Here is a 16,123-nt window from a genome sequence, read left to right on the forward strand (position 1 = left end):
CTGTCAATGCGCCCGCAGCGACGCGATGAGGGATTGCGGCCAAGCCGCCCATCCCGGTTCATCCTCGATTTGTTTGCCGGAAAGCTAACGACACTTCAGTGCCCGTTTCCGAAGGACGCCGCGGCGTCCTGAATTGCCATGCGACCGTGAACGGCGCGACGAATTTCGAATCCGCCAGCAACGGTGCAAGGATCACATCCAACCGTCGCACTGTAAACCCCTTCAAGGTCGAAATCTGCTGCACCGCACACTTGCCGCCCCCTGCAAAGCCTAGTAGAGCCTGAGCCTACGAGAGAAATTTTCGCGAAATTGCAGATAATGACCGGCAAAACCGCGCCGCGGCGCCTCAGCATCTTCGGCTCGACCGGCTCGATCGGCCAGAACACCCTCAATGTCGTCGATCACCTGGGCGGACGGGAGAATTTCGAAATCTCCGTGCTGACCGGCAACGGTAATGTCGAATTGCTGGCCCGGCAGGCGAAAGCCTCAGGCGCTGGGATGGCGGTGACGGCAAGCGACCGGCATTACGAAGCGCTGAAAAGCGCGCTTTCCGGCAGCGGCATCGAAGTCGCATCCGGAAAATCCGGCCTGATGGAAGCGGCCGACCGCGAGGCCGACTGGGTGATGGCGGCAATCGTCGGCACCGCGGGCCTGGCGCCGACGCTGGCCGCAGCATGGCGCGGCGCCGATATCGCCCTTGCCAACAAGGAATGCCTGGTCTCGGCCGGCGATCTGTTCATCGGCGCCATCCGCAAGGGCGGCGGCAGGCTGCTTCCCGTCGACAGCGAGCACAATGCGATTTTCCAGGTGCTTGAGGAAAACCAGCGCCATGCCATCGAACGGGTCGTGCTGACGGCTTCGGGCGGCCCCTTCCGCACCGCCTCGCTGAAGGAGATGGCCGGTGTGACGGCGGAAACCGCGCGCGCCCACCCGAACTGGTCGATGGGCCTGAAGATCTCGATCGACAGCGCCTCGATGTTCAACAAGGCGCTTGAAATGATCGAAGCCCGCCATCTGTTCGGCCTGACGCCCGAACAGATCGAGGTCATCATCCATCCGCAATCGATCATCCATTCGATGGTCGGCTATACCGACGGTTCGGTGCTGGCCCAGCTCGGCGCCCCCGATATGCGCACCGCCATCGGTTATGCGCTGTCTTTTCCGCTCCGGCCGAACCTGCCGATCGAGCGGCTGGATTTCGCCAAACTCGCCCGGCTGGATTTCGAGGCGCCGGACGAGCTGCGGTTTCCGGCCTTGCGGCTGGCGCGTCTGGCGATGACGCGCGGCGGTGTGCAGGGCGCAGTGCTGAACGGCGCCAAGGAAGTGGCGCTAGAAGCCTTCATCGAAGGGCGGCTGCCCTTCCTCGCCATGGCCGAGATCACCGAGAGGGTCATGGACGATCTGGCCGGCCTGCCGCCAGCCGCCGAGATGGACGATGTCTTCGCCGCCGACCGGCAGGCCCGGCAGAGGGCTGCAGACCTTATGAAACTGGAGATCGCCGGCTGAAGCTTACCGCAGCCGGTTGCCTGCCTCGTCGAACAAGCGGCAATCCGACGGTTCGAACAGCAGGCCGACCTGCTCGCCTGCCGCGATGCTGATCGGTGAGCGGTGCTCGACGGTCAGCGACTGGCCGTCGGCAAGCTGGCAGTAGAGATATTGCGTTCCCCCGAGATATTCCGAGAAATCGACGGTGGCCGTCAGCTTGCCCGACCGATCGGGCGCCACCTTCAAATGCTCCGGCCGCAGACCGAGCGTCACCGCGCCTCCGGCCGGCCGGCCCGTGCCGACCAAGGCGGTTTCGATGCGGGAGCCGGCGACTTCGACCAGTCCCGCCTCGCCCCAGCGGGCAATCAAGAGGTTCATCCTCGGCGAGCCGATAAAGCCCGCCACGAAGGTATTGGCGGGGTCTTCGTAGATCTGCCTTGGCGTTCCGGCCTGCTCGACACGGCCGTCGCGCAGCACGACGATCTTGTCGGCGAGCGTCATCGCCTCGGTCTGGTCGTGGGTGACGTAGATCATCGTATTGCCGAGTTCGCGGTGCAGGCGGGCGATCTCGATGCGCATCGACACCCTGAGTTCCGCATCGAGATTGGACAGCGGCTCGTCGAACAGGAAGACATCGGGCTTGCGCACGATCGCCCGGCCGATCGCCACACGCTGGCGCTGGCCGCCCGAAAGCTGCCCCGGCCGCCGGTCGAGAAGATGATCGATCTTCAGGATGGCGGAGGCGGCCTTCACCCGCGTCTCGATCTCGGCGGCATGGGTGCGCGCCATCTTCAGCCCGAAGGCCAGATTGTCACGCACGCTCATATGCGGATAGAGCGCATAGGACTGGAAGACCATGGCGATGCCGCGCTCGGAGGGATCGAGATCGGTGACCATGCGTCCCTTGATCTCGACCTCGCCGTCGGTCACATCCTCGAGGCCGGCAATCATGCGAAGCAGCGTCGATTTTCCGCAGCCGGACGGGCCGACGAAGACGACGAATTCACCCTCTTCGATCGTCAGGTCGATCCCGTGGACCACCTGCAGATTGCCATAGCTTTTGCGCACGTCCTGGAGCACGACGCTCTTGTTAACCATACCGTTCGTCATCCCCAAACGACCTACTTGTCCGACTGGACCCAGACGAGCATCTCTCCGGGCGCGCGGTTGTCCCAGAGATGATAGGGCACGAAACGCGCGGTGGCGACCTGCCTTTCGGCCGGCGCATTGCGGTAGAGCGGTGTTCCCCAGTTCGACGTCTCCTCGCGCTCGACCTTGAGATCGAGGGCGACGGCATCGTTGAGATCCTTCAGCACGACGGTTTCGGCGGCCGGAAGTTTACGGGGCAGGACGATGGCGTTGAGATCCTCGCCATTGTCGGTCGTCTCGACGCAATAGACCAGGGGCCCGCGCATCAGTGCGACGCGGCCGGCATCCTGGCGCACCTTCGGATTGGCATATTGCGGCCGCAATGCCAGCGGCAGGTGGAGGGCGACACGATCGCCATCGGTCCACTCACGATCGATCCTGGCATATCCATCGCGGATATTGGCAGCGAGATCGAGCATTTCCCCATTGACGCTGAGGGTGGCCCCCTCGGCCCAATCGGGAATGCGCAGCGACAGCGCGAATTTGGCCGGCGTCTTCAGCCTGGTGGTAAAGGCGACCGCGCCATCCCACGGGTAGTTGGTGGTCTGCTCGAGTTCGACTTCGGCGCCGTTGGCGAGCTTCAGCCGGGCGGTGCTTTCGCCGTAGAGATGCACGGCGATCTCATCGTCGGCAACGGCATACATATAGGAGCCGATCGAGGTCACCAGCCGGGCGATGTTGGGCGGGCAGCAGGGGCAATGATGCCATTTCCAGCGATGATGCTTGCCCGCACTTTCGAGCGGATTGTCGTAGAAGAAGGTCTTGCCGTCGGTGGAAAGGCCGGGCAGCGCGCCGTTATAAAGCGCCTGCTCCATGACGTCGGCATAACGCCGGTCCGGGCCGCGCCCGAGCATGCGGCTTGCCCAGAAGACCAGGCCGACCGAGGCGCAGGTCTCGGCGTAGGCCGTGGCATTGGGCAGGTCGTAATAATCGGTGAAGCCCTCGTTGGAGGCGGCCGGGCCGATGCCGCCGGTGATGTACATCTGCTTGGTGGTCAGATCGTCCCATAGCGTTTCCAGCGCCGCCGTCAGGCTGTCGTCCTTATATTCGGTAGCGATATCGGCCATGCCGGAATAGAGATACATGGCGCGCACGGCATGGCCGACGACCTTGGTCTGCTCGCGCACCGGCTGATGTGCCTGGCCATACTCATAGGTCTTCTGATGGAAGTCAGCGGCGCTCCGGCCGTCGCGAGCGGCTTCCGCCGTGAAGAAGTGCGGCTCGGTGCCGCGCTCGTCGATGAAGAATTTCGACAGTTCGAGATATTTCTTTTCGCCGGTGACGCGGGCGAGCTTGACCAGCGCCAGCTCGACCTCCTCATGGCCGCAATAGCCGGGGAGCTGGCCTTCGCCATGGCCGAACATGGTGATCATGTAATCGGCAAAACGGCACATGATATCGAGCAGCTTGCGCTTGCCGGTCGCCTGGTAATAGGCGACCGCGGCTTCCATCAGATGGCCGGCGCAATAGAGCTCGTGATGGTCGCGCAGGTTGGTCCAGCGGCGGGCGGGCTCGACGCGCTGGAACCAGGCGTTGAGATAGCCGTCCTTATCCTGCAGCCTCTCATACATGTCGATGATCTCATCGGCGCGCGCCTCCAGCTTCGGGTTCGGCCGGCGATAGAGCGAATAGGCGATGGTCTCGATCGATTTGCCGAGATCGGAATCCCAGAACATCTGCGTCGTCCCGCCCCATGGCTGAATGGGAATGACGACGCCGGGGCTCGGCTGGGAAACATCGATCGCCTTCAGCATGCCGGCCTCGACGCAGCGGTCGAGCAGGGTCTCGGCGGTGGAATTGCAGACGGCGTCCTGCCATTTGCCCCAGAAGCCGCCGAGCTCCACATCGGGAACGGCGACGGGACGAAACTGGCGGTCGTTGCTTGATTTGGTCATGGGTTCGACTTTCCCTGTGGTTATTTCACCGCGCCGGCCATCAGCCCGCGCATGTAGTAGCGTTGCAGGAGCAGGAAGACGATCAGGCAAGGGATCGTCATGACGACAACACCGGCCTGCACCGCTCCCCAGTTGATGGCGCCGAGCCGACCGGCGCGAACCGCCGTCATCAGCACCGGCAGGGTGTATTTCTCATTGCTGGAGAGCAGTACCAGGGCGGCGAGAAACTCGTTCCAGGCATTGAGGAAGGCAAAGATCGCGACCGTCGCCACGCCCGGCAGCACCAGCGGCAGCAGAACGCGGGCGAGAAGCCTGAGATCGCGGGCGCCGTCGATGCGGGCGGCCTCTTCGATTTCCTTCGGCACCGCATCGAAGGCATTGCGCATCATGAAGACGGAGAAGGGCAACTGCAGCGTCACATAGACGAGCGTCAGCCCGATGAGCGAATTGTTGAGGCCGAGCTTTGCCAGGATGATGAAGAGCGGCGTCAGGATCGACTGGAACGGGATCATCAGCGTGGCGATGATCAGCACGAAGAGCGCATTCTTCATCGGGAAGCGATAGCGCGAGAAGCCGTAGCCGGCGAGCAGGCTGACGGCGACGGTCAGCACCACGGTGGCGACCGAGACGAACAGCGAATTGATCATGTGCCGCCAGATGCCGGCGCCGAACGTATCGAGCAGCGCATAGGCATCGAAGCTGACGCCCGAGGTCGGCCATGGCGGCAGCGGCGGCAGGCTGGCTTCGGTCCCCTGGCGGAAGGAGGCGAGCAGCGTGATCGCAAACGGCGCCAGGAAGAAGATCGAGATGGCGATGCCGGTGAGATGATAGGCCGATTTCACGCGGAAGGCCTTGCGGGCACGGCGTTCCCTCGAGGTGCTCATGGACGCTCCTCCCCGACCCGCAGCAGCCAGAGCTGCACGATGCTGATCGCCACCAGGATGGCGAGAAGCACGATCGACAGTGCCGCGCCATAACCGAGATTGAACGACACGAAGGACTGGTTGAAGATGTAGTAGACGACCGAGATCATCTTGTTCTGCGGCCCGCCCGAGGTCATGATGTAGAACTGGTCGAAGGCAAGGATCGAGCCGGTGACCGAGACGATCAGTGCCAGCGCGATCGTCTTGCGCATCAGCGGCAGCGTCAGATGCCGGAAACGCTGCCAGCGGCCGGCGCCATCGATGCGGGCCGCCTCCGTCAGTTCGGAGGGAATGGCCTGCAGGCCGGTGAGAAGAATGATCATCGTGAAACCGGCGATCTTCCAGACGACCATCACCACAACAGTCAGGAAGGCGGTGTCGAAAGTCGCCAGCAGATTGGGGCTCTTTTCGACAAGACCGAGCGCCTTCAGGGCCGGGCCGATGAAGCCGCTATCGACATTCGCAAGCCAGACCCAGAGCAGCGAGGCGGTGGCGAGGCCGACGACGACGGGCAGAAAGATGACGGTGCGATAGGCGCTGACGAACTGCCGTTCCTTCTCGACGAAGATGGCGAGCGGAAAGGCGACGGCGAAGATCGCGATGGTGACGATCACCGTATAATAGGCGGTGAAATTCAGCGCCGTCACGAAGCGCGTGTCGTTGACCATGCGATAATAATTGTTGAGGCCGATCCAGCGCGACGCCCCCATCAGCGGCCAGTTGTGCAGGCTCATCCATCCGGTGAACAGCACCGGCATGATGAAGAAGACGATGACCAGCGCCATGGCCGGGGCGATATAGGCAAGGCCGCGCCAATTCGATTGGCGCCGTCGCCTGCGCCGAGGCAATAGGGTCTCTGAACCGGAACCGGTCATCGAAACGCTCCGCATCTGTCGGTTGGGATTGGCCGGGAAGCTGCCACCGCTCCCCGGCCGCGGCCGGGGGAGAGTTACTGGCCGCTATCGATAATCGACTGCATTTCCGACTGGGCGCTCGAAAACGCGCCGTCGACATCGTCGCCGAAGATCGCGGCGTTGGTAAAGCTTGCCCACGGGCCGTTGGCGCTGTTGATCAGGTCGTTGAACTGCAGCGTATAGGGCGTCTTGGCGACACTGATCGCCTTGAGGCCGACCTGCATGCGCGGGTCGAGACCTTCCAGCACCTTGTCGGCAATATCGCCGCGCGTCGGCAGGCTGCCGTATTTCGCCATGATCTTCTGGCCGTCTTCCGAATAGACATATTCGAGGAAGCCCTTCACCGCGTCGATCTTCTTCGTGCCCTTGGTGATGACAAAATTATCGCCGCCGGCAAAGGACGACGGCTTGCCGTCGACGCCCGGAATGAGGGTCACGCCGAAATTGATGTCGGGATGCTCGGTCACCAGCGTGCCGATGGCAAAGGCGCCGAGGCTCTGCTGGCCGATCTTGCCATTGGTGAAGGTCAGGAAGTTGGCGCCGGTATCGCTGGCCGCACCCGCCGGCACCAGGTCCTTCTTGACCATGTTGCGGTAGATGTCGACGGCCTTGCGCATCTCAGGCGTATCGAGCGTCGCCTTTTTGCTGTCGGCCGACAGGATATCGGCGCCGGCACCCCAGGTGAGCGGCGTGAAGGTGAAGATCATGCAGCCGCCACAGCCGCCGCCGGAGAAATAAAAGCCGTAGGTATCGTCACCCAGCGCCCGGATCTTCTCGGCATTGGCAGTAATTTCGTCCCAATTCGCCGGTGCCTTTTCCGGGTCGAGCCCGGCCTTCTTGTAGAGATCCTTGTTCCAGGCGAAGACCGATGTCTCCACCGACAGCGGCAGGCCGTAAATCTTGTCCTGATAGGTGCCGAGACGGACATGCGAAGGCGACAGCGAGTTGAAATAGGGCAGCGATTTCGCCCAGTCCGTCAGATCCTCAAGCTGGCCGGCCGCGGCAAAGGCGGGGTTATAGATCAGATCCATCGACAAGGCGTCGGGCGCCTGTCCGCCGGCGATCGCCGTTGCATATTTCTGCACCAGCTCGGAGAACGGCACCTCGGTCATCACGACCTTGTTCTCATGGCCGGCATTATAGGCTTCGACGACCTTCTTGAAGGCGTCGCCGATGCCCGAGCGAACCCACATTTCGACATTTTCAGCCGCCGACGCAGCCGAAAACAGGCATAAGGTAGCGATGCTGGTCGCCGCCAAAAGACGCTTGATCATGACACTCCTCCCGATATGGCGCATCTCCCTGCGCCTTTGCTCATTCCCTAGATCTCATTCCCTTGATCATCCGAGGTTCTGCCCCCGCATGACTGCCGGACGATCAGCCGGCACGGCAATTTCCTCACTCCCGGCTCGACGGGCCGTCCTTCCGCAAGCGCCAGCACCGTCAATCCGGCCTGCCGCCCGAGCTCCTTCAACTCCATATCCACCGTCGTCAGCGGCGGCCGCGTCTGGGCCGCGACAATCTCCCAATTATCGAAGCCAATCACCGAGACATCCTGCGGCACCTTGACGCCGCGCTCGCGCAAGGCATCGGCGGCACCGCGGGCGATCTGGTCGTTGCCGCAGAACAGCGCGTCGGGCTTTTCTCCCGGCCTCTTCCAAAGCTTCTCGACCGCCTCATGGCCCCAGCTTTCCGACCAGACGCCGTAAAGCACCGGCTCGCGATGACCTGCCACCTCGTGATAGGCGCCGGCGCGTTCCCGCACCGAGAAGAAATCCTCCGGCCCGGTGATATGGGCAATCCGCCGCCGTCCGATCTTGGCGAGCCACTCCACCGCCAGCCTCGCACCCTGCTCGTCGTCCGAACGGAAGGTAACGCTGTTCTGCGTCCCCTCGGTGAAGGCGTAGACGACAGGCACATGCAAATTCGACAGATCGACGGGCAGGCGCCGGTCCAGCCGCTTTCCCGTGGCGATGATGCCGTCGACCTGCTTGTCGAGCATCGCATCGACATGGATCTGGGCGAGCGCCGGATCGTCTTCGATGGCGCAGAGGAAGACCGAAACCCCATGGTCGACCAGCGCGTCCGAGATACCCGCCATCACCGGCAGGGTGAAACGGCCGTAAGTGTCGTTGGTCAAGAGCCCGATGGTGAAGCTGCGCTTGCTGAGAAGACCTCTCGCCAGCGCATTCGGCCGATATCCGATTTCGCCGGCGATGCGCTTCACCCGCTCGCGCGTTTCCGCGCCCATCCGGCCGGTGTCGTTGAGCGCCTTCGACGCGGTCGATATGCTCACCGCGGCAGCCGCCGCCACCTCATGGATGGTGATCCTGCCTCTTTTTCCTCCCGATATGTTCAGACTGTCCTCCTTCTGAAGTGGCTTGAGAAAAGCTTTTACCAACCGCTGTGTCAAGTGAGAAAAGGTTTTCCCATGTAGTTCAGGCGTTGTCAGCGGGAGGACGGTCGGCGGCAAGGCGTAAATGCAGCGGAAGAAGCCACGCGCATCGGCGGCATCGAGGCGGCGCCGAGCGGATGATCGGAGTCAGGGCAAAGAAGATTGGCCGGCGGCAGAGGCGCAAGGCTGATCACCGCCAGGACCTCCGATGGAGGTCCTGAATGGCGCGGTCATCGAAAAATCAGGCGACGTGCCTGGCCAGCGCGCAGCGCGACCAGAGCGAATGCAGCGCTTCGACCAGATGGGCGATATCGGCATCGGAATGCAGCGGCGTCGGCGTGATGCGCAGCCGCTCGGTCTTCTTCGGCACGGTGGGATAGTTGATCGGCTGGACATAGACGCCGCAATTGTCGAGCAGCAGATCGGAGATCCACTTGCATTTGGCGGCATCGCCGACCAGCACCGGCACGATATGGCTTGGATTGGGCACATGCGGAATGCCGCTCTGATCGAGCAGCATCCGGAGCTTGCGCACCCGGTCCTGATGGCGGGCGCGCTCGAACTGGCTGACCTTCAGGTGCTGGATCGAGGCGACGGCGCCGGCGGCAAGCGCCGGCGGCAGCGCCGTGGTGAAGATGAAGCCGGACGCGAAGGAACGGATGAAGTCGCAAAGCGCTACCGAAGCGGCGATATAACCGCCCATCACCCCGAAGGCCTTGCCGAGCGTGCCTTCGATGACGGTCAGCCGGTCCATCAGCCCTTCGCGCTCGGCAATGCCGCCGCCGCGCGGGCCGTACATGCCGACCGCATGCACTTCGTCGAGATAGGTCATCGCGCCGTATTTGTCGGCGAGGTCGCAGATTTCCTTGATCGGGGCGATATCGCCGTCCATCGAATAGACGCTCTCGAAGGCGATCAGCTTCGGCGCCTTCGGATCGGCGGCCTTAAGCTTGGCTTCGAGATCGGCGACGTCATTGTGCTTCCAGATCACCTTGTCGCACTTGGCATGACGGATGCCTTCGATCATCGAGGCATGGTTCAGCGCGTCGGAGAAGATGACCAGGCCTGGGATCCTGGCGCCGAGCGTGCCGAGGGCTGCCCAGTTGGACACATAGCCCGAGGTGAAGATCAGCGCTGATTCCTTGGCGTGCAGATCGGCAAGCTCACGCTCGAGCATGACGTGGTGGTGGTTGGTGCCAGAAATATTCCGGGTGCCTCCCGCACCCGCGCCACAGTGGTCGATGGCGTTTTTCATCGCCTCGATCACCTTCGGGTTCTGGCCCATGCCGAGATAGTCGTTGGAGCACCAGACCGTGACTTCCTTTTCGCCATCGGCCGTATGGCGCGTCGCGCGCGGAAAATTGCCGCGGTGACGCTCGAGATCGGCAAAAACGCGGTAACGGCCCTCGGCATGAAGCCCGTCCAACTCGTTTTTGAAAAACGCTTCGAAATCCATCATCTGCTCCAGTATCGCGCGGCCGTTCTTGCCGACCGGACGTCCGCGCGTCAATACTTACCCTTTGCTTTAACATCAACTGCGGCAAAAGGCCCAGTTTTTTGAATGATTCCAGATAAAAAATCCGCACGCCGCGATCAATGAAATTGATGCCGCGAAACGCAGCCTGGTTTGCGATCCCTGCATAGGACGACGACAGCCGACTAGCAAAAAAATCAACGCAACGGTGGACAACCCTTTCTTCCGACATAGTTTTCGCTCTAGTCTGACGAAAAATAAAAAGGGACGGCCTTCGCCCGCTGGGCAACAACCTCGGAGAGAAAAGATGAAAAAAGCTGTCATACTCGCATTGATCGGCCTGTCGATCGCAAGCTGTACGCCGACTCAACAGGGCGCCGGCATCGGCGCTGCATCAGGTGCGGTCATCGGCGGCGCAGTCACCGGCAACGTCCGCGGCGCAGCCGTTGGCGCCGCGATCGGCGGTGTGTCCGGCGCCCTCATCGGCAGCGTCGCCGAACAGCCCGGCCAGTGCTACTATCGCGACCGCTACGGCCGCCGCTATATCGATACCTGCCCGCGCTGATACCGCTGGCAAACCGGTACACTCAGGAAATCCCGGACACACCTCCGGGATTTTTTGTGCTAAATTAGCGCGCTGGCAATTTAAAATGGTACACCCCGCGCGATTTTGCCGCTAAGCTGTTCACGGCTGGGCAACGAAGCTTCATTGAAGACCTAACCAAAAGCAGCGTATGCGGATTAGAGGGACAGGCCCGAAAACAGGTACTGCGTATCGGCGAACAGGCACCATGATGGTGGTCGCAGCAGCAGCTGCGTTCTCACCGGTCCTGATCGGCGACGCTTACGCCTTCAAGCTTTTCGGCATCACCATTTTCGGCAAGGACGATGACGAAGCTCAGCAGGTGCCCGATCCGGTGCGCTATAACGTCGATCTCAAAGCCGACACCGCCGATCCCGACCTGAAAGAAGCGCTGCAAAACAGCTCCCGCCTCCTCAGTGACCAGAAGCTGCCGGTTTCCGGCGATCTCGGCGTCGTCGTCAAGGCGCGCGACGACCGCGAGCGGTTGATCGCAGCTCTCTATGAAAAAGCCCGTTACGGCGGCGTGGTGACGATCACCATCGACGGCAAGAATATCGACGACCTGCCGCCCAATCCGACATTCGATCGGTCCGGGCCGGTCCCGGTCACCGTCGACATAACGCCCGGCCCGATCTTCAAGGTCAGGGAGGTCCAGTTCGGCGGCGATGCCGCAAACCACAATCCCGCCGATTACGATCTGGCGCCGGGCGCCCAGGCCGGCTCGCTTGCCATCATCAAGGCCGGCGACAAGATCGTCGAGCAGTTGAAGAGCGAGGGACGGCCCTTCGCCAAGCTGACCGAACGCAAGGTCGTCGCCGACCATAGGAGCGACACCGTCGATATCATCCTTGCGGCCGAAGGCGGCCCGGTCGCCCCGATCGGCGATGTCGGCGTCACCGGCGAAAAAACCGTCAAGCCGGGGTTCATCCAGCGTTATTCCCGGCTCGACAAGGGCGAAGCCTATTCCCCGGAGGCGCTGAAAAAAGCCGGCGAGCGGCTTCGCGCCCTCGGCGTCTTCTCAAGCGTCACCATCCACGAAGGCGATGCGCTGGCGCCGGACGGTACGCTGCCGATGACGATCGAGGTTTCCGAAGGCAAGCAGCGCTATTTTGGCGTCGGCGCCCAATATTCCACCACCGACGGCTTCGGCGTCCAAGGCTATTGGGGCCACCGCAACCTGTTCGGCGAAGCCGAAACGCTGCGCATCGAGGGATCGGTGTCGCGGCTCGGTGAAACCACCGATGTCGGCAGCCTCGACTATTCCGCCGGTATTTTGTTTACCAAGCCCGGCGCCTTCTTCCCCGCCGCCACGCTGAAGGCCGGCATCGTCGCCAAGACCGAAAATCCGGATGCCTATAATGCGACGCTCGTCACCGCCTCGCTCGGCCTCTCCTACGAGCTGACCGACCGGGACACCGTCTCGGCAAGCGGCGAGGTCAGCTGGGAGCGCGACGACGACGCCTTCGGCACCAACGACTATCTGACCTTCACCCTGCCGCTGCAATATGACCGCGATGCCCGCGACGACAAGTTCAACCCGACGGAAGGCTATCGCGCGACATTTTCGGCAAAGCCCGGTTACGAGATCTTCAACGCCACGCCCTATGCGGCATTCCAGGGCTCGATCTCCGGCTATCTGCCCTTCGGCGCCGAGGATGGCGTGGTGCTGGCCGGCAAGGTCGCCGCCGGCGTCTTGATCGGCGGCGGCGGCATCGAGAATATTCCCGCCACGCAGCGCTTCTTTGCCGGCGGCGGCGGCTCCGTGCGCGGATACAGCTACCAGGAAATCTCGCCCTATAACGACAATGGCGACCCCACCGGCGGCCGCTCCTATGTCACCGGTTCGCTGGAAGCCCGCATCGCGATCACCGATACGATCGGCATCGTGCCCTTCATCGATGTCGGCACCGTATCGGACAGCACCTTTCCTGGTTTTTCCGATATCCGCGCCGGCGCCGGCGCCGGAATACGATATGCCACACCTTTCGGCCCGCTGCGGCTTGATTTTGCCATGCCGCTGAACAAGTACGAAGGTGGCACAGATTATGGAATCTACGCCGGCATCGGCCAATCCTTCTAGAAGGGCCGATATCGATTTGTGAACCATCGTGAAAACGGGGTAGTGTCCGCGCCGATGCAAATGCTGGCAAAAATCGTCAACTGGTTCCTGCGGCTCACCGCCTACGGCGTGGGCGCCATCTTGATTCTTGCCGTCCTGGCACTGGCGATCTTCGGCTTCACCGCCTTTGGCGCCCGCATCGTTACCGAAAAGATCGCCTCGACGCTGTCCAACCGCGACATGACGATTACGGTGCGTGAGCCGCAAGGTCTTTTGACCGGCGGGCTTCGCGCCGCCGAGATCACCGTCTCCGATACCAGGGGCGTCTTTGCGGAAATTCACGGCATCGCCATCGACTGGAACCCGCTGGCACTTCTGACCGGAACCTTCCATGCCAAACGCTTCGAGATCGAAGCGATCGACGTGCTGCGCAAGCCGGTGCGCACCCTGCCCTCGCGGCCCGCAGCGGAAAATGCCGGCGGTTTCAGCCTTCCGATCAAGGTTGATATAGACCGCGTCGCGCTGCCCGATATCAAACTGGCCGAACCGTTTGCGGGACGCGCCTTCGCGCTCGCTGCCGAAGGCAGCCTGTCGGCAAACCGCGATGGCGGCGAGGCGATTGTCAATGTCCGCCGTCATGCCGTCCCGGATGCACGGCTGGTCGCCGATATCGCCTATGCGCCAGCGGAAAACCGGCTGCGGCTGAAAGCGCAGCTTGCCGAACCGAAGGGTGGACTGCTGGCAGGTTTTCTCGGCCTGCCCGACAATCCCGCGGTCAACATCGATCTCGACGGCCAGGGACCGATATCCGACTGGAGGGGTAAAGTGCAGGCCGCTCTCGACGGACAGCAGCGCGCCGCGATCGAGGCTCGGCATCAGATCAGTGCGGACGGACTGCACCACCTCGACCTCAAGGGCGGCGGCGACCTGAGCTCGCTGCTTCCAGCTGCGTTCCGGCCGCTTTTCGCCGGCCAGACCAATATCGATCTTGCTACCACCTTCAACGACCACGGCAAGATCGATATCCAGACCGGCAATATCGCCACCGGCAGCGTCGTCATCGCTGCCTCGGGCACGCTCGATCCGGCCGGCAACAACAGCCTGAACGCCAATCTGCTCGGCACATCGGGGCCGGTCGATTTCCGCTGGCCGCTCGCCGAAGGCGAAGCACGCTTGCTGATCTCAGGCCTCAACCTGGCCCTGACGGGCGATGCGCAGGCGGCCCGACTGAATGTCAGCGGCTCGCTCGATACCGCGACCCTGCCGCAAGCCGTTATCGGCAATGTCAAGCTGACGGCAAAGAGCGACGCCTTCAATCTCGCCGCCCGATCCGGCAGCGTCCAGCTGCGTCTCGTTGCCGGCGACATGACCTTTGCGGAGCCGAACCTCAATCGTGCCGTCCAGGGCCCGGTCACGATCGCCTCGCCCCTGCAGATAACGCCCGGCAGCATCGGCTTCAACGGCACCACCCTCGAAAGCGCCAACATCAACGGCGGCCTCAACGGCTCGTACCGGTTGGCAGACCAGGCGCTGACCGGCAACGTCAAGCTTACCATCGCCCCGGCAGCCTTGCCGGCTGCGGTCTCGGGCAGGTTCGACGGGCCGATCTCGCTGGAAAGCCAAGTGACCGGCACCATTCCGTCGAAATTCGCGCTGTCCAACCTCGTCGTGACCTCCGGCACGCTTGAGGCCGCCGGCAATGTCGCGCTCGACGGCTCGAAGGTGAATGCCGATCTTTCCGGCCGGCTGCCCGACATCGGCAAACTCATCACCGGCGCCAACGGCGGGGCCGGATATGCGGTAAGAGTGGGCGGCGAGCTGCCAGCCATCTCGGTGACGGCCAATCTCAAGTCCCCCAGCCTTGAAATGGCCGACCGGACGCTCGGCAACCTCAATATCGACCTGTCGGGTCTTGCCGATCCCAAGGCGCCGCAGGGCAAAATTGCCGCCACCGGCACGATCGACGGCCAGCCGATCGCCATCAACGGCGACATCAGCTCCGCGGACGGCCGGATGCGTATTCCGGCACTGACCGCCGATATTGGCGGCAACCGGCTGACCGCCAATCTGGAATTCTCGCCCGCCCTGCAGCCGACCGGCGCCCTGACCTTCGACTTCCCCAATATCGGCCTGCTCGCGGCACTCGGCGGGCAGAAGGCCGAAGGCGATCTCAAGGGGTCGCTTGGCGTCGTCAGCGACAACGGCAAGATCGCGCTGAAGCTGCGTGCAACAGGCGCCTCGATCCGCCGTGATACGCTTGCGATCGTCAAGCCGGATATCGATGTCACGGTCAGCGATCTCTCCACTTTTGCGGCAAACGGCACGGTCAAGGCCGAGGAACTGAATGCTGGAGCAAACAGGCTTGCCGGCCTTGCGCTCGGTTTTACCAGGCAGCAGAACCAGACCGATTTCGATCTCAATGCCGCCTATGACGGCAACCCAGTGCTGGCCGCCGGCAATATCGAGATGGCCGATGGGGCGATCGACCTTAACCTTGACCGCTTTTCGGCAAGCCCCCGCAATATCCCGGTCGAACTTGCGGCACCGACGCAGGTCGCAATCACCGGCGGCACCGCCAGCCTGACCGGCCTGACGCTGAAAACAGGCACCGGCTCGGTAAGCGTCACCGGTTCGGCCGGCGAGACGCTGAAGCTCGATGCCGACATTCACGACCTGCCGGCCGCTCTCGCCAACGGTTTCGTACCGAACCTTTCGGCCGGCGGCACGATCTCCGGAAAGATTGCCGTGACCGGAACGCCGGCCGCACCCGTCGCCGACTTCAAGCTCGACTGGAAGGATGCGACGACTGGCCAGACCAAGGGAGCCGGGCTGGCGCCGCTCGGCATCACCGCCGGCGGCAAATTCGCCGACAATAAGCTCGATTTCGACACGACGATCGGCAGCGGTGACGGCTTGTCGCTTAAGGCCGCCGGCAATGTTGCACTCGCCGACCCGAAGGCGCCGGTGCTTAATATCGACGCCGATATTCTCAACCTGCCCGCCCGCATCGCCAATGGTTTCGTTCCTGATCTTGCCGCAGCAGGCGTGATCACCGGGAAGGTCTCGGCGACCGGACCGCTGTCCGCGCCGACCGCCAATTTCGATCTCGATTGGAAAGATGCTGCGACCAGCCACACCAAGCGCGCCGGTCTTGGCGACCTCGCAGTGAAGGCATCCGGTAAATTCGCCCACAACAAGCTTGATTTCGACACAGCGATAGCGGGCGCCGACAGCCTCTCGCTGAAG

Annotated in this window: 10 protein-coding genes and 1 pseudogene; 4 read left to right on the plus strand and 7 right to left on the minus strand. The window is 62.7% G+C overall.

What is annotated here, in order from left to right; genetic code table 11:
- Positions 1-315 precede the first annotated feature (315 nt).
- Positions 316-1,506 carry a 1-deoxy-D-xylulose-5-phosphate reductoisomerase gene (gene dxr / locus OS035_RS29890; RefSeq protein ID WP_183778552.1) on the plus strand — a complete coding sequence of 397 codons (1,191 nt, stop codon included), beginning with the start codon at positions 316-318 and terminating at the stop codon, positions 1,504-1,506.
- 3 nt (positions 1,507-1,509) lie between these two features.
- On the opposite strand, the gene OS035_RS29895 is transcribed toward dxr, so the two are convergent.
- The 7 genes from OS035_RS29895 to hemA all read right to left on the minus strand — a co-directional run bounded on the left by OS035_RS29895 (position 1,510) and on the right by hemA (position 10,217).
- Positions 1,510-2,595 (minus strand): ABC transporter ATP-binding protein, encoded by a 1,086-nt coding sequence (locus tag OS035_RS29895; protein ID WP_183778356.1) that lies wholly within the window; start codon positions 2,593-2,595, stop codon positions 1,510-1,512.
- Between the two features lie 11 nt (positions 2,596-2,606).
- Entirely contained in the window at positions 2,607-4,529 is a 1,923-nt protein-coding gene (locus tag OS035_RS29900) for a glycoside hydrolase family 127 protein (protein ID WP_331814604.1), read from the minus strand.
- Positions 4,530-4,549: 20 nt separating this feature from the next.
- The gene (locus OS035_RS29905; RefSeq protein WP_183778359.1) at positions 4,550-5,413 is read right to left on the minus strand and encodes a carbohydrate ABC transporter permease; all 864 of its coding nucleotides are present in this window, start codon (positions 5,411-5,413) and stop codon (positions 4,550-4,552) included.
- A complete protein-coding gene (locus tag OS035_RS29910) occupies positions 5,410-6,327 on the minus strand; it encodes a carbohydrate ABC transporter permease (RefSeq protein WP_183778361.1) in 918 nt (305 codons plus the stop codon). The genes OS035_RS29905 and OS035_RS29910 overlap by 4 nt, the downstream gene beginning before the upstream one ends.
- Before the next feature lie 74 nt (positions 6,328-6,401).
- Positions 6,402-7,640, minus strand: a complete 1,239-nt coding sequence (locus OS035_RS29915) for an ABC transporter substrate-binding protein (protein ID WP_097629612.1) — start codon at positions 7,638-7,640, stop codon at positions 6,402-6,404.
- A 47-nt stretch (positions 7,641-7,687) separates the two neighbouring features.
- A complete protein-coding gene (locus OS035_RS29920) occupies positions 7,688-8,680 on the minus strand; it encodes a LacI family DNA-binding transcriptional regulator (RefSeq protein WP_183778554.1) in 993 nt (330 codons plus the stop codon).
- A gap of 322 nt (positions 8,681-9,002) precedes the next feature.
- Positions 9,003-10,217, minus strand: coding sequence for a 5-aminolevulinate synthase (gene hemA, locus OS035_RS29925; protein WP_331814609.1), 1,215 nt, complete (start codon positions 10,215-10,217; stop codon positions 9,003-9,005).
- 325 nt (positions 10,218-10,542) lie between these two features.
- Between hemA and OS035_RS29930 the strand changes: the two genes are divergently transcribed.
- The 3 genes and pseudogenes from OS035_RS29930 to OS035_RS29940 all read left to right on the plus strand — a co-directional run.
- Positions 10,543-10,800 carry a YMGG-like glycine zipper-containing protein gene (locus tag OS035_RS29930; RefSeq protein WP_003582726.1) on the plus strand — a complete coding sequence of 86 codons (258 nt, stop codon included), beginning with the start codon at positions 10,543-10,545 and terminating at the stop codon, positions 10,798-10,800.
- A 169-nt stretch (positions 10,801-10,969) separates the two neighbouring features.
- The gene (locus OS035_RS29935) at positions 10,970-12,898 is read left to right on the plus strand and encodes an autotransporter assembly complex protein TamA (RefSeq protein ID WP_183778363.1); all 1,929 of its coding nucleotides are present in this window, start codon (positions 10,970-10,972) and stop codon (positions 12,896-12,898) included.
- Positions 12,899-12,952: 54 nt separating this feature from the next.
- Positions 12,953-16,123 (plus strand): annotated as a pseudogene (locus OS035_RS29940) (translocation/assembly module TamB domain-containing protein); the annotation flags it as partial.

The sequence above is a fragment of the Rhizobium sp. 268 genome (assembly GCF_036571585.1).
Taxonomy (GTDB): Bacteria; Pseudomonadota; Alphaproteobacteria; order Rhizobiales; family Rhizobiaceae; genus Rhizobium; species Rhizobium redzepovicii.